Source organism: Micromonospora craniellae, from assembly GCF_014764405.1.
GTDB lineage: Bacteria > Actinomycetota > Actinomycetes > Mycobacteriales > Micromonosporaceae > Micromonospora > Micromonospora craniellae.
The window spans coordinates 41,518-62,600 of the sequence record NZ_CP061725.1; the positions used below are offsets into that span (position 1 = coordinate 41,518).

The following is a 21,083-nucleotide window of genomic DNA, read 5'->3' on the forward strand; positions in this document are numbered from 1 at the left end:
GTGTTGATTGGTGCGACACGGGCGAAACTGTTGAGATCGGACGGTGCTGGAAGAGGACGCGGAGTCCTCGGTAGGTAGTTCTCACCACAAGATCACCTACACCATGAGGACTCCGCGTGATCGCCTATCGTGCCATGATCGATGTCCCCAGGGAACTCGTGCAGTACCTCGGCCGGCTGCTGGCCGCCGAACGCCGAGCCCGCGGAACCCGGCGTGACACCCGCGCCCTGACCTGCTTCCACCAGGCACTTCTCGTGCTCATCTGGTTCCGCAAAGCCGAGGACCTGACCCTGCTGGCCGCCGGATTCGGGATCTCCCGGGCCACCGCCTACCGCTACCGCGACGAGGGCGTAGCCGTACTCGCCGCCCAGGCGACCGACCTGCACACCGCTCTGCGTCGGGCCGCCGCCGACGGCTGGCCGTACGTGATCCTCGACGGCAAACTGTTCGACTGCGACCGGCTCACCGAGACCACCCTGTCCGTCAAGGGCGAGACCATCGACGCCTGGTATTCGGGAAAGCACCGCGACTTCGGCGCGAACATCCAAGCCGTCATGCGCCCGGACGGGCTACCGATCTGGACATCGGCGGCGATGCCCGGGCATCTACACGACACCAGCTGCGCCCGCGAACTCGGCGTCACCGCCGCCCTGAACTGGTCCGCCGCCGAACTCGACCTGCCCGCCCTGGCCGACTCCGGCTACGAAAGCACAGGCCACGGCATCAAGACCCCGATCAAGCAGCCCACCGACGGCAGCCGCCTCGCACCCGACAACCGCGCCTACAACCAGCTGCTCCGCGGCCTGCGATGGCAAGGCGAACGCGGCTTCGCCATCCTGATCGGACGCTGGAAGACGCTCCGCCACACGAACATCAGCCCACGCCGAATCGGCGACATCGTCGCCGCCGCATTACACCTGACCCACTTCGAATACAAATACCTATCCGAATCTTGTTGAGATAACTTCAATAGCCCATGTTTCCATTTGAGCCGCTTCTGGACTAATCGCACTGAATTCCCCTTTCGTTGTGCCTGCCTGCCACAACGGTCCCGAGGGCCGTGGCGGCGGGAATATGACTGATGTGAATGTAGTCAGAGTCGGCCAACCCTCGCTGTCCCCGCTCCTCCGCTGTCTCCCTATATGAGACGGGAGGCGTGGACGGATTGGTCGGACTTGACTCACCGTAAAGATGATCGATAAGAATGTCCGCCTTGGGTGACAATTCGCCCACACCCCGTCAACGCCACCGGCTCTATGGATTTTGACATGTTTTGATGAATCTTCCATCTCGTGAGAACGGTGCCAATCGCGCGATGCGCGTGCCGCCACGACACCCTTCGGAGGATCGGAGGGGGCCGAGGTGCGGCGGGTGGGGTTGGGATGTCAAGCTGTGAGGGTGACGCGGCGTGTCGCTGGGCAGCAGGCATCCAGGGCGGGACGGGCTGTGCCTGACCCCAGACGTTGGCGCGCGATTGAACAGCGGTGCCGCAAGCTGGCCGAAGGGCTGGGCCGGGACCTGGCTCACCCGGACCCGGACGCGCCGCCGGGCACTCTGAGTGACTTCGCGGCCGGCGCCATCGTTCACGTTCGGTGGGCGTCCGCGATTGACGCGCAGATCGCGTTTGACCAGGCACCATCCTTGATCGCGTTCGGGACCGAGTACCAGCGGTTCCAGGGGCGCGGCGGCGTGGTGCTGGTATCCGCACAACGGTTTAAGGCACCTATCCAGTTACGCTGCCAGGAGGCCCGGTAGCAGGCTGGCGGCTTGGTCTGGAAACGGGTCGGGTCGGAGCCCAGCGTCGAAGGCCCTGTTGGGGGAGCAAATCAGCGGTCCGTAGCGGAGAGCGAAGCCTGCCGCGTCGTTAGACATTGAGGGAGAGCCGAGCCGGGCGGTTCACGGTGAAGGCCATGGAAGCGGTGAAGTGACTAGTCAGGTGGTCGCTGTGGCGGTGGGTAGCCAGGGGCGGCCGGTGACGAGTTCGGTAAGGGCGCTCATGATGTTGCGGCCGTGCGCGGTGGCGGTGGCGAGGTAGGAGCGGATCAGCGCGAATTGCTGGGCTCCGTCGAGGGTGCGTAAGCTCCCGGATACTTTCTGCCGGATTTTGACCATGCGGATCTGCTGTTCGGCGGTGTTGTTGTCGAACGGGGACCGCAGGTCGACTGCGAACCGCAGGTAGTCGTCGATGCGGTCGCGCATCCGGCGGCCGAGGGCGGTCAGTTTCCGGCCGGTCTTGGACTTCTCATGCTGGTGGTCCTTGACCGCGGCCAGGGCGGCCTGGCGGAACAGGCCGGTCTGCTCGGCCAGCAGGTCCGGGTTGATGCCGGGCGCCGCGCGGGCGCGGGCGGTGTCCGCGGCGGTCTTGAGGCGCAGGAGCGCGTCGGCTGCCTGACCGGGCCACACTTGCTGGGGTGCCAGCTCGGCGGCCGCGGTCAGTTCCCGCAGCAGATGCGCGCAGCACAACTGGTGGGCGGTCGGGGTGTAGGTGTCGTACGGGGCCCAGGCGTCATGCACGGCGACCCCGGTCATCGAGGCCATCACCTGCCCAGCGTCGATCCCGGCCCGGCCGCGTTTCGGGTGCGCCCCGACGAGGGTGTGCTTCCCGGTGGTGGCCACATGCGCCCAGTGCAGTTTGCCGGCGACACGCAGCCCGGACTCGTCGACATGCACCACCGGCGAGACCGTCAACGCGTCACGGACCTGATCCACGAACTCCGAATCGGTCAGAGCATCCCCGGCGCGTGCGTGCGCGGCGACCGCGCCGGCCGACATCGGCGCCCCGAACAGATCGGCCATCGCCTGCGCGGTCCGCGCCTGCGCCCCGAACAACGCCTGCTGCAGATACACCGCCGCGGCCTGAGCCCTCGGCCCGTACTGCACCGGGGCGTCCACCCCGTCCGGGGCCTGACCAGCGGTGACATGCCCGCACCCGCACCGGCGCGACACGAGCCGATGCTCGATCACCCGCACACCGATGTCCGGCAGGTCGAACACCTGCCGCACGGCGACCCCGGCCACCGCGGCACCGGTCAGATCCTCACCACACCCGCCACAACCGGCCGGTTCGTGCTCCACCCGCTCATGCGGGTCATCCACCTGCCGCAACGTGCGCCCCTGATGGCCAGGCTGCCCGCCAGCCCGCCGACCCGACCGTGTCCGCAACGACTTCGGCGCCGGTTTGGCCAGCCCGTCTGACGACGGCGGCCGTGACGAGTTCGACGAGTCCATCCCCAACCGGGCCCGCAGATCCGCATTCTCCGCCCGCAGCACCGCGTTCTCCCGCCGCAACTCGGCGTTGTCCCGCTCCAACTCAACGATCCGGGCCTCCAGCCGGGCAAGCCACTCAAGCAGCTCCACGATGGACAGCGTCCCGGACACCCCACCATGATCCATCCGGAACGGCCCAGGTCAAGCCAACCCGCCGAACAGCACCTGATCAGTCACCATTCCGGGTCTTCTACAGACACCACCGTACGCTCGCAGTAGGATCGAGGAAGGTGTACGACTTCACGGCGCCGATCCCGCTGAGGTGGAGTCGGCCACGGCTCGTCGAATGTCTCGACAGCAAGTGTTGTGCGACCCTTCGAAGACGTTTGAGTTCGTCATCACAGAGGCGTCTCTCCGGCTCCTGTTGTGTTCGCCACGGGACATGCTTGCGCAACTCAATCGGCTCCTCAACATGTACGTATTCAGCTTGAGGTGAGTGGGGGGCCGGTTGTCCACTCTGGTCGATCGGCTGACATGATCATGGGGTGTCGTCCGTCCCGCAGGTCCCGCTCTCGTACGAGGATCTGGTCGCGATGCTGGTTGAGCTGCGGGAACGGGTTGATCGGTTGGAAGCCGAGAACGCTGAACTGAAACGCCGGTTGGGGATGAACTCCTCGAACTCGTCGAAGCCTCCCTCGTCGGACGGTCCGGGCCGTCCGGCCCGGCAGCCGGGTAAAGGCAGTGGGCGGCGGCGGGGCAAGCAGCCGGGAGCGCCGGGATGGACCCTCGAACTGGTCGCGGATCCGGATGAGGTCATCGAGCACCGGCCACAGCGGTGTGGCCATCCGGGTTGTGGGGCTCCGCTGGGTGATGGGCGTGAGTACGGGCGGCAGCGCCGGCAGGTGATCGAGCTGCCCGAGCGGCGGTCGGTGGTCGTTGAGCACCAACTGGTCGCGGTTGAGTGCGGCGGGTGCGGGCAGGTCAGCGAGCCGGTGGCACCCGGCGGGGTGTCCGGGCGGGTGCAGTACGGCGTCGGTGTCAAGGCCGCCGTCGTCTACGCGCGGGCCGTCCAGTTCCTGCCCTTCGCCCGGGCCGCCGCGCTGTTGGGTGATCTGCTCGGGGTGCGGGTGTCGACCGGGTTCGTGCACCAGGTGGTCGGTGAGGCGGCCCGCAGGCTCGGGCCGTTCGTGTCCCGCACGGCCGCGTTGCTGCACGTCCAGCAGGTGCTGCACGCCGATGAGACCCCGGCAAGGGTCGACGGCGGCTTCAAGTACGTGCACGTGGCCTGCACCCCTGAGCTGACCTTGTTCCACGTCGGCGGCCGCAGCAAGGCCGACATCGACGCCGGGAAGGTCCTGCCCGGGTTCACCGGCACCCTCGTGCGTGACGGCTACGCCGCCTACCGCCACCTGGCCGACGCCGATCACGCCTGGTGCGGAGCACATCTGATCCGCGATCTGCGCGGCGTGCACGAGTCCGACCCGGCCGGCCAGCAGTGGGCCGAGGTGATGGCGCAAACCCTGCTGATGGCCAAGAAGATGACCGAGCAGGCCGTCACCGCGGGCCGGGACGCACTGTCAGCCGACGAGATCAGTCACATCCGTGCCTGTTACGCCGGGGCCCTCGCTTACGGCCGCCAGCAGAACCCGCCCGATCGTGACGGCAAGCCGTCACGAGCCGGCACGCTGGTCGAACGCTTCACCGCCCACCGCGACATGATCCTACGGTTCACCGTCGATCTGGCCGTGCCCTTCACCAACAACCAGGCCGAACGCGATCTCCGCCCGGTCAAACTCCAACAGAAGATCTCCGCGACCTGGCGCACCCTGCAAGGCCTGGCCGACTTCGCCACCCTACGGTCCTACCTGTCCACCGCCACCAAACACGGCAAAGACGCCCTCGACGTGCTCGAACAACTCTTCACCACCGGACCATGGCTACCGGAACCGGCAATATCAAGCTGAATACGTACCTCAACATCACTGACATGCCTCACATCACGCTTGGGATTATTCCGTTTGGCCGGCAGTTGGCTACCGCGCCGCAGAACTCGTTCCTTCTGCTGGGCAACGATCTCGCCATCGTGGAGACGTTCATCGGGGAATACATGTTCCACGGCGACGAGGCATCCGCGTACTCGACCACGATGGATCGTACGTATTCAGCTTGAGGTGAGTGGGGGGCCGGTTGTCCACTCTGGTCGATCGGCTGACATGATCATGGGGTGTCGTCCGTCCCGCAGGTCCCGCTCTCGTACGAGGATCTGGTCGCGATGCTGGTTGAGCTGCGGGAACGGGTTGATCGGTTGGAAGCCGAGAACGCTGAACTGAAACGCCGGTTGGGGATGAACTCCTCGAACTCGTCGAAGCCTCCCTCGTCGGACGGTCCGGGCCGTCCGGCCCGGCAGCCGGGTAAAGGCAGTGGGCGGCGGCGGGGCAAGCAGCCGGGAGCGCCGGGATGGACCCTCGAACTGGTCGCGGATCCGGATGAGGTCATCGAGCACCGGCCACAGCGGTGTGGCCATCCGGGTTGTGGGGCTCCGCTGGGTGATGGGCGTGAGTACGGGCGGCAGCGCCGGCAGGTGATCGAGCTGCCCGAGCGGCGGTCGGTGGTCGTTGAGCACCAACTGGTCGCGGTTGAGTGCGGCGGGTGCGGGCAGGTCAGCGAGCCGGTGGCACCCGGCGGGGTGTCCGGGCGGGTGCAGTACGGCGTCGGTGTCAAGGCCGCCGTCGTCTACGCGCGGGCCGTCCAGTTCCTGCCCTTCGCCCGGGCCGCCGCGCTGTTGGGTGATCTGCTCGGGGTGCGGGTGTCGACCGGGTTCGTGCACCAGGTGGTCGGTGAGGCGGCCCGCAGGCTCGGGCCGTTCGTGTCCCGCACGGCCGCGTTGCTGCACGTCCAGCAGGTGCTGCACGCCGATGAGACCCCGGCAAGGGTCGACGGCGGCTTCAAGTACGTGCACGTGGCCTGCACCCCTGAGCTGACCTTGTTCCACGTCGGCGGCCGCAGCAAGGCCGACATCGACGCCGGGAAGGTCCTGCCCGGGTTCACCGGCACCCTCGTGCGTGACGGCTACGCCGCCTACCGCCACCTGGCCGACGCCGATCACGCCTGGTGCGGAGCACATCTGATCCGCGATCTGCGCGGCGTGCACGAGTCCGACCCGGCCGGCCAGCAGTGGGCCGAGGTGATGGCGCAAACCCTGCTGATGGCCAAGAAGATGACCGAGCAGGCCGTCACCGCGGGCCGGGACGCACTGTCAGCCGACGAGATCAGTCACATCCGTGCCTGTTACGCCGGGGCCCTCGCTTACGGCCGCCAGCAGAACCCGCCCGATCGTGACGGCAAGCCGTCACGAGCCGGCACGCTGGTCGAACGCTTCACCGCCCACCGCGACATGATCCTACGGTTCACCGTCGATCTGGCCGTGCCCTTCACCAACAACCAGGCCGAACGCGATCTCCGCCCGGTCAAACTCCAACAGAAGATCTCCGCGACCTGGCGCACCCTGCAAGGCCTGGCCGACTTCGCCACCCTACGGTCCTACCTGTCCACCGCCACCAAACACGGCAAAGACGCCCTCGACGTGCTCGAACAACTCTTCACCACCGGACCATGGCTACCGGAACCGGCAATATCAAGCTGAATACGTACGATGGATCGCCTTCAGGCGGACGCCGTGTACGACCATGAAGCTCGCGACGTCATCCGCCGCGCTTTGACGGACCTCCGCCAAATTCTGTAACCGAGCCATCTGGTTTATCGGGTACAACGGCGATCTTTAGTACGCCGCCTCGCCGAAAAACTGACACCCGCCTGACGCAACATATCCGTCTGGCGAGGGAGGTACCAGAACCGTGCGCCTTGTGGGGCCCGGGCACCGACGCTGACCCTACAAGCCGAGCACTGCCCCCAGCCAACCAGCGACGAGGGCTGGCCCGATAGTCGTCGGACCGTCGCAGTCGTCCCACGACTGTGAGGACGGCTTGAACGAGGAGGCGGTCGCCGCCACCTACAAGCTCAGCCAGCCGACGTTGAATGTGCTGGGGGCCTCGAACACAGCGTCACCGAGGCCAAGCTGCCCAGGCAGGGCCAGGGCGATCGCGAGCATCATTGCCGCCACGTTGGCCCCGACGGCACACGCTCGTACCCAGTGGCCCAGCGCCCTCGATGGCATGAGCCGAGACGACGAAGCAGAAGCCGGACGATGCCCACAGCATCCCGGCGAGGCGATGGGGTAGGCGTCGGGATCGTACGTCGATCAGCGCCAGGCCGACCCCCGACGACCGCGACGATCCAAAAGGCCAGCAGGCGATGTAGTGAACGTTCTTGGTCTCGACCAGCCAGGAGACGTTCGCTTTGACCGAGTGCAGGGCGTCGAAGGTGACAACCGTGCCGGCCAGGTCCAGCGGGGCCAGCAGCGGCTGGAAGTGGGTGGTCTCGTTCGTCTTCGCGCCGACCTCCACTGGGGCGAGGGTCACGACGGCGCCGTGCGTGACCGCGGAGAGCAGATGCCGGCGGGCCGTGGTGAGACGGGCTGATCCCTTGAGTGCTTTGCCGTCGACAGCGATCGCCCGCCGTTGGCGGGGTGCGGACATCGACGGCGTCTGAGCAGGTTCGGTAGCGGCGCGATGCCGGTGGGCCAGGTAAGCGCCGACCGCCCGGTCCACGGCGTCACCGTCAACAGCCCCCAGCACACGGCCGATCGTGGCCGACGACGGAGCACGTCGCCACCGGAGCCGATGAACGCGGATCCCGATCACTGTCAACAGCGCGGTCGAGGCCCGCTGACCCCACTCGGCGAGTTCGTCGATCTCCTCGCACCCGAGACAGCCGCGCAGGCACACACCAGCAGGACCGCAGTCAGCGAGTGCCACCGGCCCCACCGCGAACGCGGACCCGGCGCCAGGTCGAGATAGGGGCGCAGGTCAGCGATCCCCTGTCTGTCAGGGTGAGTTGGGCCCAGCGGACCCAGTTTCACCAGCACCGCAGGAACAGGAGAAGATGCAACGGCAGGCACGAGCCACCTCATGATCATCGGGCTTAGACACCACAATGATCACGAAGCTCGTGCCTGCCCTGCCATACACCCCCGGAACCTGTCAAGTCAACTGAGACAATTTCTTGATTTTGTTTAGCTTTGTGCTGGTGGAAGAGGGGCTCCGGCCGAGGTCACGGCCTGTTCCGGGTGGCTGTTGTCGGGTTTGTTGATCCATGCCCGGTCCGGTAGCCGGGGTGGTTGGGGACGGCGGCGTCCGAACCGTTCGGGATGTGCGGCCCAGGCGGCGTCGAGGGTGCGTTGCCGCTGTTCACGGATCTGTCCGGCGGTGCCGTGGTGGACCGATGCCGGGGTGTGCAGGCCGATCCCGGAGTGCCGGTGTTCGTGGTTGTAGTAGCTGTAGAACGCTTCGCAGTGCTGTCGGGCGTGCTGGATCGATCCGAACCGCTCTGGGAACGTGGGGTCGTACTTGAGTGTCTTGAAGCTGGCCTCGATGTACGGGTTGTCGTTGGAGGTCTTGGGCCGGCTGTGGCTGCGGCCGATTTTGAGATCGGTCAGCAGCTGGGTGACGGTCTTGCTGGTCATCGCGGCGCCGCGGTCGGCGTGCACGGTCAGCTGATCGGGGTTCACGCGTTCGCGGGCGGCGGCGTCGGCGATCAGCGCTTCGGCGAGTTGGCCGTCCTCGTGGGCGGCGACCATGTGCCCGACGACGTAGCGGGACCAGATGTCGATCACCGTGTAAAGGTGGAACCAGACGCCCTTGACCGGGCCGCGCAGCTTCGTGATGTCCCACGACCACACCTGATTCGCGGCGTCGGCGACCAGTTCGGGTTTGGTCCGGGCCGGATGGGTGGCCTGGCTGCGGCGTTCGCCGGTCTGCCCGGCGGCCCGCAGAATCCGGTACATCGTGGACTCCGAGCACCACCAGCGGCCCTCGTCGAGTTCGCGGGCCCACACCTGCGCCGGGGCCAGATCCACGTATGGCGGGCTGTTGAGCAGGTCCAGGACCTGCCGGCGTTCAGGCTCGGTCAGCGCGGACGGCGGCGGCTTACGCGGCGCCCGTGGCCGGGAGACCAGCGGCGGGGCACTACGGCGATACAGCGTCGCCCTCGACAGGCCGGTCAGCCGGCACGCGGGCGCGATGCCCCACAACGGCGTCAGCGCCGCCTGCGCCTCGGCGAGGACGAGTTCGGCATCGCCACGGCATCCGCGCTCTCGGAGAGCAGTTCCAAGAGCGCGTGAGCTTTTCCCATGATCGACAACGCGGTCTGGGTCTTGTTCAACTCGGCCTGCAGGCGGGCGTTCTCCCGCTGAAGACGGGAAAGTTCAGCGTTCTCGGCCTTCTTCGCCGCCCGCGCAGCCGATTGCCGCCGGTCCGTCAGGCCGGCCGCGGCTCCGGCATCCCGCGCCTTGCGCCAGTCGAGAAGGTGTGAACCGTACAGCCGTTCCCGGCGCAGAATCGCCCCGCGAGCCGCCGCATCCGGCGCCGACTCGTACTCGTCCAGAATCCTCGCCTTGAACTCCGCGGTGAATGTCCGCCGCTGGGGCCGGGCGTCCGGATCCAGACTCTCATGGGGCCTCGACGTCATGCTGATGTGCTCTCCTCAGGGCCGTCCAGGAAGAGTATCCCCTGGTAGACGGGCTGTCTCACATCAGCGTGACAGGGAGGGGGTGGCGGGTTACGGAGTCCAGACCACGTGCGGGTTGACGCGTCCGGTCCAGTCGAAGACGGCCATGTTGTCCCAACCGTTGCCGGTGCCGTTGATGTCTTCCGGAGCCCAGCCGTTGCCCCGGATCGCGTACCAGGTCGGCTCCCAGTAGAAGACGCCCACGCCGCCGGCGTTGCGCACGGTGTTCTGGACCCAGCTGAACTGTTGTGCCTGTCCGGCCCAGGTGGCCGGGATGTTGTCGCACAGCACGGTGCCGGGGATCGAGTTCCGCTCGTGGTCGGCGTCGGCGGCGGTGAACTGGTACGCGGTCTCGGCGAGCACCACCGGCTTGCCGTAGCGGGATTTCACGTCGGCGATCACGTTGTACAGGTTCGCGAGCGAGCCGTGCCACATGCAGTAGTAGGACAGGGCGGTGACGTCCCAGGTCACGCCCTGTGCCCTGATCCCGTCGTAGAACCAGCGGGCGTTGGCGTTGCTGTCGGCGTTGGCGGTGTGGATCCACACCTGGGTGCCGCTGTTGCATGCCTTGGTGGCGTTGTAGCCCTGCTTGAGCAGACTCGCCAGCGGAGCGAAGTTGTTGTTGACGACCCGTCCGGTCGGCCACAGCATGCCCACGTTGATCTCGTTGCCGATCTGCACCGCGTCCGGGGTGGTGCCCTGTGCCTTGAGTGCGCTGCACACGTCGTGGGTGTAGGTGTAGACGTCGGTCTGCAGCTGGCTCAGTGAGTGGTTGGCCCAGGCCGCGGGCGGGTACTGCTTGCCCGGGTCGGCCCAGGTGTCCGAGTAGTGGAAGTCGATCAGGAGCTTGAACCCCTTCGCCTTGATCGTTCTGGCCTGCTGGAGCACCTTCGCCTTGTTGTTGTAGCCGCTCACCGGGTTGTTCCAGATGCGCAGCCGCAGGTAGTTGACGCCCTTGGCGGCGAGGATGTCGTAGGGGTCGGCCTGCGTGCCGGAGGCGTTGTAGTAGCGCGCGCCGAGGTCCAGGCTGCGTTGCAGCGACGAGACGTCGGCGCCGCGCATGGTGAGGGTGTTGGCCGCCTGCGCGGGGGCGGTCAGGGCCAGCGGGGCCGCGAGGACGACCACCGCCAGGAAGGCCCGGAGGGACGGTTTCATGGCGCTCCTTCACGTGGAGGATGCGTTGCCCGCCCGGGAGCGGGCGCGTCCGGCGGGCTGCCGGACGGTTCGGGGACCAGGTGAGGTGGTGGTGGGTGCGCCGACCGACGGTGGTCCGGGCGGGCGCGGGTGTCTCAGGCCGGAGCGGATGAGGAGGCGCGGACGACCAGGCTTGTCGGCACGGTGACGGAGATCGGGGTGCGTCCGGCGATCACGTCGGTGAGCAGCCGGGTCATTTCTTCGCTGATGCGGTCGAGGGGCTGGCGGACCGTGGTGAGGGGTGGGTCGAGTGTGGCGGCCAGGCCCGAGTCGTCGAAGCCGACCACCCGTACGTCGCCGGGCACGTCGCGGCCGGCCTCGCGGAGCACCGGCAGGGTGGCGGCGGCCATCATGTCGGAGGCGGCGAAGACCGCGTCCAGGTCGGGGGTCTGCTGCAGCAGTGTCCGCATGGCCGCTGCGCCGCTCTCCCTGCTCCAGTCGCCGTGCTGGATGCGGGTCGGCTCGACGGTGAGGCCGTGTGCGGTCAGCGCGTCGGTGTAGCCCTGCAGGCGGTCGACCCCGCCGGAGGTGTCCTGCGGGCCGGTGATCGTGGCGATCCGTCGGCAGCCGGCCGCGACGAGGTGTTCCACCGCTGACCGGGCACCAGAGCGGTCGTCGGCCGCTACCGAGCTGATCACCTGTTCGTAGCCGAGTACCCGGCCACACGCCACGATCGGCACCTCGGCCCGTACGAGGTTGTTCAGGAGTGGGTCGCCGGAGTGCGGTGAGACCAGCAGGACTCCGTCAACGTGACCGCCGGAGAGGTAGGCCACCGTGCGGGTGCGTTCCTCCGGGGTCGAGGCGATCATCAGCAGCAGCGTCATCTGTCGGTCGGAGACAGCCTGGGCCACCCCGCGCAGCAGGACCGAGAAGTTGGGGTCTTCGAAGAGCAGGTGCTGTGGCTCGGTGAGCAGGAAGGCGATCGAGCCGGAGCGGCCGGTGGCCAGGGAGCGGGCGTGCGGGTTGGCGGTGTAGCCGGTGCGGGCGATGGCTTCCCGGACGGCCCGGACCGCTTCTGGGCTGACCCATTCCCGGCCGTTGAGGACGCGGGAGACGGTCGCGTAAGAGACCCCGGCCTCGCGCGCCACGTCGCGGATGGTGGGCCGCTTGCGCCCCGTTGCGGGCGAGGTCGGCACGGTGGGGATCATAGTCTCTGTCATCTGGTCGTCACTCCTTGACCGCGCCGGCGCCCAGGTCGACCCGCCAGTAGCGCTGCAGGGCGAGGAAGAGGGCAACGAGCGGGACGATCGACAGCAGCGCCCCGGTGACCACCGAGGTGTACATGGCGGGTTGGGACGCGCCCTGGTTGAGGAGTCCGTTCAGGCCGACGGTGACCGGGTAGAGACGGTCGTCGCCGAGCATGATGAAGGGCAGCATGAAGTTGTTCCAGATCGCGACGAACTGGAACAGGAAGACGGTCACCAAGCCGGCGCGCATCATCGGCAGGGCGACCCGGCCGAAGGCGCCCCAGTCGCTGGCACCGTCGATGCGGGCGGCCTCGATCACGTCGGTCGGTACGGCCGCCGCCGCGAAGATCCGGCAGAGATAGATCCCGTACGGGCTGATGATGCTCGGTAGCAGCACCGACCAGTAGGTGTTGGTGAGTCCGACCTTGGCCAGCAGGAGGTACTGCGGGATGGCCAGGATGACTCCGGGGACGAGTACGCCGGCCAGGATGATGTTGAACACGAGGGACTTGCCGGGGAAGGCGTACTTCGCGAGGGCGAAACCGGCCATCGCGGAGACCAGTGTGGAGGCCGCGCCACCGACCCCGGCGTACAGGGCGGTGTTGGCCATCCAGCGCCAGTAGAGGCCGCCACGGTATTCGCTGAGCGTGACGATGTTGTCGAGCAGGTGGGTGCTGGGTGCGAGGGTGAAGGTGGCGAAGAGTTCCTCGGCGCTCTTGGTCGAGGCGATGAGCACCCAGGCGACGGGGAACAGGCAGTACAGCGCGCCGAGCAGCAGCAGGGCGGTGGCGGCGGGGCTGATCCGGCCGCGGCTCGCGATCATGTCCGGTCCTCCTGGTGGAAGGCGCGCGAGCCGACGAGTTTGAGGAGGCCGAAGGAGACGAGGAAGGTCGCCAGCGCGATGACCACCGAGGTGGCCGCCGCCGAGTAGACGTCGTTGCGGGTGAAGGCGTCGCGGTACACCTTCATCAGCGGTGTCCAGGTGGTGGAGATGGTGTTGCTCAATGGGCGTAGCGTCATCGGTTCGGCGAAGACCTGCACCGTGGCGATGATCGAGAAGACGGAGGTCATGATCAGTGCCGGGGTCACGATTGGGATCTTGATCCGCCAGGCGATCTGCACGTCCGAGGCCCCGTCGAGTCGGGCTGCTTCGTAGAGGTCGCGGGGGACGGCCCGGAGCGCCGTGTAGAGCACGATCATGTTGAAGCCGGTGCCGCCCCAGATCGCGATGTTGGCCACCGCCCAGAGCACCCCGGAGCCGGCGAGCACGTCAGGCGGGGTGATGCCGAGGGCGTGGAGCAGGTCGGCGAAGGGGCTTACCCGGGGTAGGTAGAGAAAGCCCCAGAGCAGCGAGGCGACCACCGCCGGCACCGCGTACGGCAGGAAGATCGCGGTGCGGGCGAAGGTGCCCACGCGGGTCCGGCCGGCGTCCAACAGCAGCGCCATGAGCAGGGCCAGTCCGAGCATGGTCGGGACAACGATGAGCCCGTACGCCCCGACCCGGTAGACGCTGGGCAGGAAGTCGGGGTCGGTGAGTGACCGGGTGTAGTTCTCCAGGCCGGCCCAGACCTCGGTGCGTGAGCCGGCGCCCAGGCCGAGCCCGGTGACCTGGGTGCGGCGCAGGCTGAGGTACGTGGTGTAGGCGATCGGTGCGGCGAGGAACGCGGCGAACAGGAGCAGGGCCGGCGCGAGGAACGAGTACGGTACGCCGGCGCTGCGTCGGGTTGCCGTGCGGGGCGTGCGGGTGGTGGTGGGGAACGCCGTCACGGCCGTCACCTTCCGTCGGTGCTGTGGTCGGCCCCGGCCGTGACGCGGAGGGTTGCCTGCGTGGTGGCCGGGCGGCGGGGTCAGTCGGCGAGTGTGAAGCCGGCGTTGCGCATGTCGTCGGTGGTGGTTCGCTGCATGGTGGTCAGTGCCTCGGTGAAGGCGGCGGCCTGTTTGGACTGGGCGGCTTTGCCGAAGGCATCGTTGTAGGCGCTGTAGGCGACGTTGACGTTCGGGCCGTAGGTGAACGGCGTGGTGATCCGGCTGGCTTCGGCGGCGATGGTGTAGAAGTCGGGCTGGTCGGCGAAGAAGGCCGGTGGTGTGGTCAGCGCGGTCGCGGCGGCGTCCACCGATGCGGGATAGACGTTGGCGGTGGAGGCCAGTGCCTTGATCGCGGCGGGGTCGGTGTTCAGCCAGGCGACGAACTGGGCGGCCTGCTTCTTGTGCTTGCTCTGGCTGGTGACGCTGGTGGCCGAGCCGCCCCAGTTGCCGTTGGCCGGGGTGGTGGCGTCCCACTGGGGCAGCAGTGCGGCCTTCCACTTGCCCTTGGTCGAGGCCGCGTTGCCTTCGAGTACGCCGGGGCTCCAGACCGCGCCGATCCAGCCGACCTGGGTGCCGTCGTTGAGTGCCGCGTTCCACTCCGGGGTGTACATCGGCTTGTTGTCGATGCTTCCTTCCTGCACCAGCGCGCCCCAGTAGCGTGCGACCCGCTGGGTGTCGGCGTCGTCGACCGCGACGGACCAGGTGTTGTCCCGTATACCCCACCAGGAGGCACCGGCCTGTTGGGCGAGTCCGGCGAACCAGCCCGGGTCGTTGGCCGAGAAGGTGCCGAGGTACTGCTTGTCGTTGGCCGTGTGGATGGCGCGGGCGGCGGAGGCGTAGTCGTCCCAGGTGGTCGGGGCTTGGAGGCCGAGGGAGTCGAAGATGTCGGCGCGGTAGTAGAACATCATCGGCCCGGAGTCCTGCGGTAGGCCGTAGACGGCTTCGGTGCCGAGGGTGACTGCGTTCCATGCCGAGTCGGGGAACTTCGTTTTGAGGTCGCCGACATCGGCGGAGATGTCGGCGACTGCGTCTGCGGCGACCAGAGTCGGGATCTTCTGGTACTCGGCCTGCATGACGTCGGGGGCGCCGCTGCCGGCCTGGATGGCGGTGAGCAGCTTCGTGACGGCCGGGTCGCCGCCGTCCTGCTTGTACACGGTGACCTGGATGTCGGGATGGGCGGCGTTCCACGCCTCGACGACCTGGTCCATGTTCGGTGCCCAACTCCAGTAGGTGAGGGCGACCTTCCCGCCGGGGTTGTCGCCCGCGTCGTCGGACCCACCGCAGGCGGTGGTCACGAGTAGCGCCGCGGCCAGCACTCCGGCGAGCGGCAGAACTGCCTTTCTCATCGCTCCTCCTCGATTCGGCGGATCGCGGGTGGCGCCGGACCCGGCCACCGCCGGAAACGATGCGCGTCACCACATTGAGCCTGTGACCGGTTACAGTGATACTCCTCAACGCCCTTGTCAAGGTTTCGCGTCACGCAGGTTAAGCCGAGGTATTCTGCGGGCTCGCAGCCTGTGACCGGTTACAGTCCACGGCACCGCAGCGCAGGCCCAGGTCACCCGCGGCCCGGGGCGAACCGTTCGTCGCAGAGGAGTCACCGTGCCCTTCGAACCGCTCGCCGTCCGGCACCAGCCCTGGTCCGAGCCGCTGCGGCGGCCCCGGATGAGCAACACGGAGGACACGCGGCCGGGCATCGCACTGACCAACCGCTACCTGCTGCGCCGCGGCGTGCCGGTCGTCCCGGTCTCCGGCGAGATCCACTACAGCCGGCTGCCCCGCGACCGCTGGCAGCGACGGCTGCGCCAACTACGCGCCGGCGGCGTCACGGTGGCCAGCACCTACGTCTTCTGGCTGCACCACGTCGAACACCGTGGCCGCCCGCGCTTCGACGACAACCTCGACGTCGCCGCCTTCGTCGACCTGGCGACCACCGAAGGACTCGACATCATCCTGCGGATCGGCCCGTGGTGCCACGCCGAGACCCGCAACGGAGGCTTCCCGGACTGGGTGCAACGGACCCCCGCCCGGCACCGCACCGACGACCCGGCCTATCTCGACCTGGTCCGCGAGTGGTACGGCCAGCTCGGCGCCGCCCTCGACGGACGCTGCGGCCCCGACGGGCCGGTGCTCGGCATCCAGCTGGAGAACGAACTCTACGACCAGCCCGACCACCTGATCACCCTCAAGCGGCTGGCCCGCGAGGCCGGCATGTCGGCACCACTGTGGACCGCCACCGCCTGGGGCAGCGCCGCCCTTCCCCAGCACGAGGTACTGCCGCTCTACGGCGGCTACGGCGACGGCTTCTGGGTCGACGCAGACGCACCCTGGGACCCGACCTTCCGCGACCACTACTTCTTCTCGCACGTCTGGGACGATCCCGGCATCGGATCCGACGTACGCCGCCTGCACGCCGACAACGCCCACGCCACGCGCCCCCGCTCCCCCTCGACACACTTCCCGCCGGCCACCTGCGAACTCGGCGGCGGTATGGCCACCGCTTACCATCGCCGCCCGCGTCCCCGCGCCCTGGACATCGCCGCCATCGCGCACTGCAAGATCGGCAACGGCTCCGCCTGGCAGGGCTACTACATGTACGCGGGCGGCACCAACCCGCACGGCGAGCACGGCATGCAGGAGTCCCACGCCACCGGCTACCCCAACGACCTGCCCCCGCTCGGCTACGACTTCCACGCTCCGATCGGCGAGGCCGGTGTGCCAGCCGGCAGTCACGCCGTACTACGCCGGCAGCACGCCTTCCTGGCCGCCTTCGGCGCCTCGCTCGCCGAGATGCCCTCCAGCCTGCCCGCGATCCGCCCGTCGGGCGTCGACGACGCGCACACCCTGCGGTACGCGCTGCGCAGCGACGGCACCAGCGGCTTCCTCTTCGTCGCCTGGCACCAGCCGCACCTGCCACTCGCGTCCCACCGCGACGCCCAGTTCCGGGTCGTCCTCGACCACGAGGAGATCGTGATGCCCGCCCGGCCGATCGACATCCCTCCCGGCACCCTGGCCCGCTGGCCGCTGGCGCTGAAAGCCGGCGGGGTACGCCTGGACTGGAGCACCGCGTCGGCACTCACCCTGCTTCCGGGCGACGTGCCCACCCTGGTGCTGGTCGCCGAGCCCGGCATCGAGGCCACCTACTCGGTCGACGGCGTCGTCACCACGGCCACGCCGTGTCTGTCACCGGTCCGGCTGCGCACCGCCGCCGGTGGCGCGCTGGACCTGCTGATCCTGCCTGCCACCATGGGCGACGAGATCTGGGTCTGCGAGGACGGTCCGACGCGCCGACTGCTGCGCTGCCCGCACGAGCTGTGCTGGGGCCCGGACGGCCGGATCGAGGCGTACGGGCCGCAGGCACGGGTCTACGAGCCGGCGCAGCGCGCGTTCGTCGACCTCCCGCTGGAGGGCGGCCTGCCCAGCACCGCCACGCCCGTCGCCCCGCACCCGGCCGGGACCGCCGGCCCGGCACAGCCGGTAACACCCGAACTCGTCCGGCCGGCAGCGACTCCGGTACCGGCCGGCTACGGCACGTTCCAGCGGCGACAGTCCGCGCCCACCCCGCAGACCTTCGACGACCTGGCCGCCGTCTACCGGATTCCGCTGCCCCGCTGGGCCGCCGATCCACGGCTCGACGCGATCCTCCGGATCCGCTGGGCCGGTGACGTCGGACAACTGCGGGTCGACGGCCGACCGGTCACCGACCGCTTCTGGGACGGCGCCGAATGGCTTGTCAACCTGCCCGACATCGGGCTGCGCGCCGACGCCGAGCTGACCCTGCACCTGCTGCCGCTGGCTGTCGACTCACCCGTGTCGCTGCCCCGGGACGCCCGCGACCGGCTGGCGGCGGTCGACGGGCAGTTGTCGGCCGTCGACGCCCTGCTGGTCCAGGGCCGTGGCATCTGGCGTGAACCCGCACCGCTACCTGCTGCCGCACACCTCGTCGGGCATCCGATGGTCAGCTGACCGGCACTCGTACAGGGCCCGCCACTGTCCCGGTGCGTCGGCGTCGCGGTGGACGGTGTCGGTCAGTGCTCGTGCTCCGCTGCGAGATCCTCGTTCGCGGCCGCACCTCGAAGTGTGACGAGGGCCCAGATCGCGGCGACGACCATGATCACTGCACCGGTGATGCCGGTGACGGTGATCGCGTCGGTGAACGCGGTCCTTCCGCCACTGGAACACCCACTCACCATCGACTCCGCTACGGACCAGTTGGTCGACAGTACAACACAAGCGAACAGTGAAGCGGTTCGCTGAGGGCGTCCGGGCGTAGAACGCCACCCGCGGACCAGGGTCGCCTCGGGCCTACGGCGCCGACCTGGGCCGGCGTGGCGGCTCAGGTCGGCGCCCCGATGATCACATGCTGCCGGAATGCCGAGGTTGGCTTCGGCACTGCGCGGGGACGGGTTTCGCACTCCCATTAATGAGGGCAGCGTGGACCAGCGGCTCGGGTTCTTCCGTCGGTGCCCCGGTCAGGCAGGCAGGGTCACCTGTCCCGGGGTCGTCCGGCCGGTGGTGGTGCCGTCGCCGAGCTGCCCGAGGAAGTTGTCGCCCCAGCACCACAGGCTGCCGTCGGTGCGCGCCGCGCAGGCGTGATAGGAGACGGCCAGACCGCCCGTCCAGGTGGTGGCGCTACCGACCTGGACGGGGGTCGACCGGTGGGTGGTGCTGCCGTCGCCGACCTGCCCGTAGGTGTTCCTGCCCCAGCACCACAGGGTGCCGTTGGTACGGGCCGCGCAGGACGAGTCGATGCTCGCCTCGACCCGTGCCCAGGTGGTGGCGGTACCGACCTGCAGCGGGGTGGTCTGGTAGCCGCTGCCCCCACCCACCTGGCCGTACCCGTTCTCGCCCCAGCACCACAGGGTCCCGTCGGTGCGGACCGCGCAGGTGTGGACGTACCCGGTCGTCACCCCGGACCACGTGGACGCGGTGCCCACCTGGGTCGGGGTCGCCCTGTAGCTCAGGATGCCGAGACCGAGCTGCCCGTCGGAGCTGCTGCCCCAGCACCACAGGGTCCCATCGGTGCGGACGGCGCAGCTGTGCGCATAGCCGGTGGCGACTTTGGCCCAGGTGGTCGCCGTGCCGACCTGCAGGGGGTGGTCGACATCAGGGGGGTGGCGCCGGTGCCGAGCTGGGCGTGACCGTTCAGGCCCCAGCACCACAGGGTGCCGGTGGTCCGGACCGCGCAGGTGTGGTTGTTGCTGGTGCTGACGCTGGCCCAGGTGGTGGCGTCACCGACCCGCACGGGGCTGTTCCGGGCCGTGGTCGTCCCGTCACCGAGCTGCCCGTGGTTGTTGCCGCCCCAGCACCACAGCGTTCCGTCCGTACGGACCGCACAGGTGTTGCTCCTGCCCGCGTCGACCCGCGCCCAGGTGGTGGCGTCACCGACCTGGACCGGCGCGGACCGGCTCGTGGTGGTCCCATCCCCGATCTGACCGTTGAAGTTGTTGCCCCAACACCAGAGCGTCCCGTCGGTGCGGACCACACAGGTGTGCAGATCACCCGTAGCGACCTGGGACACCGCCGCGGCGGCGACCGAGACGCCCGACGCACCCCCCTCGGCGGGGCTGCTGCCCGCCGTAGCCGCGCCCGCCGTGAAGCCGACCGCGAGCACGGCGATCCCCACGACGGCCGTCGCCGCCGCAGCGAGGGTCCGGGCTGCCCGCCGCAACCGCGTCCGCAGCCGGGCCTCCTGATATTCCTTCATGTGCTGTTACCTCCAGGCATCGTCGGATCTGCTGAGTGGAGGCGGCGCTGCCCCGCCAGGTCGCCAGCGGCCCACCACTTCATATCGATCGGCACGGTTGGCTGACTGGACGAACTCGCTCCCGGTCTACGGGTTCGGCACGGCCGCATGACTCACGGCATGCGGCGAGCGCGATCAGCTCAACGTGGTTAGGCGGGTCGACGGTGCCCAACCGTCGCCCAGGCCCCCAGCTGCTACAAGAGGGTCGGGTGTTCCCGCGCGGGTGACTCGCAGCAATCCTGCCGTGCACCCAGACCACCGTCAATATAACCTGCCCGGCGACCCGCCAGCGCTGTCCGTCCGGGCCATCCGCAAGCGCTACGGCACGCATGACGTGCTGCGCGATGTCACCTTCGACGTTCCCGCCGGCCAGGTCTTCGCGCTACTGGGACCCAACGGTGCCGGCAAGACAACCCTGATCCGCATCCTGACCACCCTGATCGCCGCCGACGGGGGTTCGGCGCGGGTGCTCGGTCACGACCTCAGTCGGGAAAGCGCCCACGTCCGCAAGCTCATCAGCGTGACCGGCCAGTACGCATCGGTCGACGAGGAACTGACCGGGCTGGAGAACCTCGTGATGATCGGCCAACTCCTGTGCCTGCGAAAGGCTGCGGCCCGTGTACGAGCACAGGAGCTTCTCGCGGAGTTCGACCTGACCGATGCGGCCAGACGCCGAGTGGGCCAGTACTCCGAAGGCATGCGGCGGCGCCTGGACCTGGCGGCCAGCCTGGTCTCGTCGCCGCCGCTGATCTTCCTCGACGAACCGACGACGGGGATGGACACCCGCAGTCGAAGCGCACTGTGGAACGTGGTGAGACGGCTCGCCAGCCAGGGCAAGACGATCTTCCTTACCACGCAGTATCTCGACGAGGCCGACGTCTTGGCCGACCGGATCGCGGTGCTGGACGGCGGGACGATCGTGGCCGAGGGCACCGCGGCAGACCTGAAACAACGGGTCGGCGGGGAGTCCGTCGAGATCGTCCTCGACGATGGCAGCACACTCCGCGAACTCACCGACGGCAGCCCGGAGCGCGTGCGCCAGCTACTCAACCGGCTCCACGACGAAGGCCGCGCCCCGCAGGCACTCACCATCCAGACCCATCAGCCCACGCATGCTCACGCGGACGCTGCGGACGCTGGAGAGTAACGGTCTGGTCGAACGTGAGGTGTTTCCCACGGTGCCGCCGAGCGTCGAGTACCGGCTGACACCGCTCGGCGTCAGCCTTCTGGAGCCGCTCTCGGCGCTGGCGGACTGGGCGGTCGACCACTCCGCCGAGATCGCTATGGCACGTCAGCGGCCCAGCTGAAACGCCACGGGC

20 protein-coding genes and 2 pseudogenes are annotated in these 21,083 nt (G+C 68.6%); 9 read left to right on the plus strand and 13 right to left on the minus strand.

What is annotated here, in order from left to right; translation table 11 throughout:
- Positions 1-116: 116 nt before the first annotated feature.
- Positions 117-959, plus strand: coding sequence for a transposase family protein (locus ID554_RS00180; RefSeq protein ID WP_396888441.1), 843 nt, complete (start codon positions 117-119; stop codon positions 957-959).
- Between the two features lie 973 nt (positions 960-1,932).
- Here ID554_RS00180 and tnpC (ID554_RS00185) read toward each other — a convergent pair.
- On the minus strand, positions 1,933-3,378 hold the full coding sequence (tnpC, locus tag ID554_RS00185) for an IS66 family transposase (protein WP_223884372.1): 1,446 nt from the start codon (positions 3,376-3,378) through the stop codon (positions 1,933-1,935).
- 67 nt (positions 3,379-3,445) lie between these two features.
- Here tnpC (ID554_RS00185) and ID554_RS32860 point away from each other — a divergent pair, with 67 nt between their 5' ends.
- The 4 genes from ID554_RS32860 to tnpC (ID554_RS00200) all read left to right on the plus strand — a co-directional run bounded on the left by ID554_RS32860 (position 3,446) and on the right by tnpC (ID554_RS00200) (position 6,850).
- Positions 3,446-3,703 carry a Scr1 family TA system antitoxin-like transcriptional regulator gene (locus tag ID554_RS32860; RefSeq protein ID WP_223884728.1) on the plus strand — a complete coding sequence of 86 codons (258 nt, stop codon included), beginning with the start codon at positions 3,446-3,448 and terminating at the stop codon, positions 3,701-3,703.
- A gap of 49 nt (positions 3,704-3,752) precedes the next feature.
- The gene (gene tnpC, locus ID554_RS00190; protein WP_191088609.1) at positions 3,753-5,171 is read left to right on the plus strand and encodes an IS66 family transposase; all 1,419 of its coding nucleotides are present in this window, start codon (positions 3,753-3,755) and stop codon (positions 5,169-5,171) included.
- A complete protein-coding gene (locus tag ID554_RS00195) occupies positions 5,141-5,377 on the plus strand; it encodes a hypothetical protein (protein ID WP_191088684.1) in 237 nt (78 codons plus the stop codon). Before tnpC (ID554_RS00190) ends, ID554_RS00195 begins: the two co-directional genes overlap by 31 nt.
- A gap of 102 nt (positions 5,378-5,479) precedes the next feature.
- Positions 5,480-6,850, plus strand: a complete 1,371-nt coding sequence (gene tnpC, locus ID554_RS00200) for an IS66 family transposase (protein ID WP_449560077.1) — start codon at positions 5,480-5,482, stop codon at positions 6,848-6,850.
- A gap of 418 nt (positions 6,851-7,268) precedes the next feature.
- Here the strand turns inward: tnpC (ID554_RS00200) and ID554_RS00205 are convergent, their stop codons facing one another.
- The 8 genes from ID554_RS00205 to ID554_RS00240 form a co-directional block, all read right to left on the minus strand.
- Positions 7,269-7,901 (minus strand): hypothetical protein, encoded by a 633-nt coding sequence (locus ID554_RS00205; RefSeq protein WP_147333673.1) that lies wholly within the window; start codon positions 7,899-7,901, stop codon positions 7,269-7,271.
- 437 nt (positions 7,902-8,338) lie between these two features.
- Positions 8,339-9,355 (minus strand): IS3 family transposase, encoded by a 1,017-nt coding sequence (locus ID554_RS00210; protein WP_113974893.1) that lies wholly within the window; start codon positions 9,353-9,355, stop codon positions 8,339-8,341.
- 5 nt (positions 9,356-9,360) lie between these two features.
- Positions 9,361-9,792, minus strand: a complete 432-nt coding sequence (locus ID554_RS00215; RefSeq protein ID WP_113974894.1) for a transposase — start codon at positions 9,790-9,792, stop codon at positions 9,361-9,363.
- A gap of 90 nt (positions 9,793-9,882) precedes the next feature.
- Positions 9,883-10,986: a glycoside hydrolase family 53 protein gene (locus ID554_RS00220; RefSeq protein ID WP_117231119.1), complete on the minus strand. Its 1,104-nt coding sequence runs from the start codon at positions 10,984-10,986 to the stop codon at positions 9,883-9,885.
- Positions 10,987-11,120: 134 nt separating this feature from the next.
- A complete protein-coding gene (locus ID554_RS00225) occupies positions 11,121-12,185 on the minus strand; it encodes a LacI family DNA-binding transcriptional regulator (RefSeq protein ID WP_223884373.1) in 1,065 nt (354 codons plus the stop codon).
- Positions 12,186-12,192: 7 nt separating this feature from the next.
- Positions 12,193-13,035, minus strand: coding sequence for a carbohydrate ABC transporter permease (locus ID554_RS00230; RefSeq protein WP_117231121.1), 843 nt, complete (start codon positions 13,033-13,035; stop codon positions 12,193-12,195).
- Positions 13,032-13,979, minus strand: a complete 948-nt coding sequence (locus tag ID554_RS00235; protein WP_117231127.1) for a carbohydrate ABC transporter permease — start codon at positions 13,977-13,979, stop codon at positions 13,032-13,034. Before ID554_RS00235 ends, ID554_RS00230 begins: the two co-directional genes overlap by 4 nt.
- A gap of 80 nt (positions 13,980-14,059) precedes the next feature.
- The gene (locus tag ID554_RS00240; RefSeq protein ID WP_117231122.1) at positions 14,060-15,364 is read right to left on the minus strand and encodes an ABC transporter substrate-binding protein; all 1,305 of its coding nucleotides are present in this window, start codon (positions 15,362-15,364) and stop codon (positions 14,060-14,062) included.
- A gap of 256 nt (positions 15,365-15,620) precedes the next feature.
- On the opposite strand from ID554_RS00240, the gene ID554_RS00245 reads away from it, so the two are divergent.
- On the plus strand, positions 15,621-17,984 hold the full coding sequence (locus tag ID554_RS00245) for a beta-galactosidase (protein ID WP_223884374.1): 2,364 nt from the start codon (positions 15,621-15,623) through the stop codon (positions 17,982-17,984).
- A gap of 62 nt (positions 17,985-18,046) precedes the next feature.
- Here ID554_RS00245 and ID554_RS00250 read toward each other — a convergent pair whose 3' ends face one another.
- The 4 genes and pseudogenes from ID554_RS00250 to ID554_RS32870 form a co-directional block, all read right to left on the minus strand.
- The gene (locus ID554_RS00250) at positions 18,047-18,208 is read right to left on the minus strand and encodes a hypothetical protein (protein WP_158573871.1); all 162 of its coding nucleotides are present in this window, start codon (positions 18,206-18,208) and stop codon (positions 18,047-18,049) included.
- A 282-nt stretch (positions 18,209-18,490) separates the two neighbouring features.
- On the minus strand, positions 18,491-18,955 hold the full coding sequence (locus tag ID554_RS32620; protein ID WP_317985237.1) for an RCC1 domain-containing protein: 465 nt from the start codon (positions 18,953-18,955) through the stop codon (positions 18,491-18,493).
- Positions 18,956-19,180 (minus strand): annotated as a pseudogene (locus ID554_RS32865) (hypothetical protein); the annotation flags it as partial. It abuts the gene before it with no gap.
- Positions 19,181-19,188: 8 nt separating this feature from the next.
- Positions 19,189-19,539 (minus strand): annotated as a pseudogene (locus tag ID554_RS32870) (RCC1 domain-containing protein); the annotation flags it as partial.
- Between ID554_RS32870 and ID554_RS32630 the strand changes: the two are divergent.
- From ID554_RS32630 to ID554_RS00265, 3 genes are all read left to right on the plus strand, one after another.
- Positions 19,493-19,714: a hypothetical protein gene (locus tag ID554_RS32630; RefSeq protein WP_317985239.1), complete on the plus strand. Its 222-nt coding sequence runs from the start codon at positions 19,493-19,495 to the stop codon at positions 19,712-19,714. The pseudogene ID554_RS32870 and the gene ID554_RS32630 sit on opposite strands and share 47 nt — an antisense overlap.
- Before the next feature lie 195 nt (positions 19,715-19,909).
- Positions 19,910-20,911: an ATP-binding cassette domain-containing protein gene (locus tag ID554_RS00260; protein WP_223884375.1), complete on the plus strand. Its 1,002-nt coding sequence runs from the start codon at positions 19,910-19,912 to the stop codon at positions 20,909-20,911.
- On the plus strand, positions 20,877-21,071 hold the full coding sequence (locus ID554_RS00265) for a winged helix-turn-helix transcriptional regulator (protein WP_117231123.1): 195 nt from the start codon (positions 20,877-20,879) through the stop codon (positions 21,069-21,071). The genes ID554_RS00260 and ID554_RS00265 overlap by 35 nt, the downstream gene beginning before the upstream one ends.
- Positions 21,072-21,083: the final 12 nt, after the last annotated feature.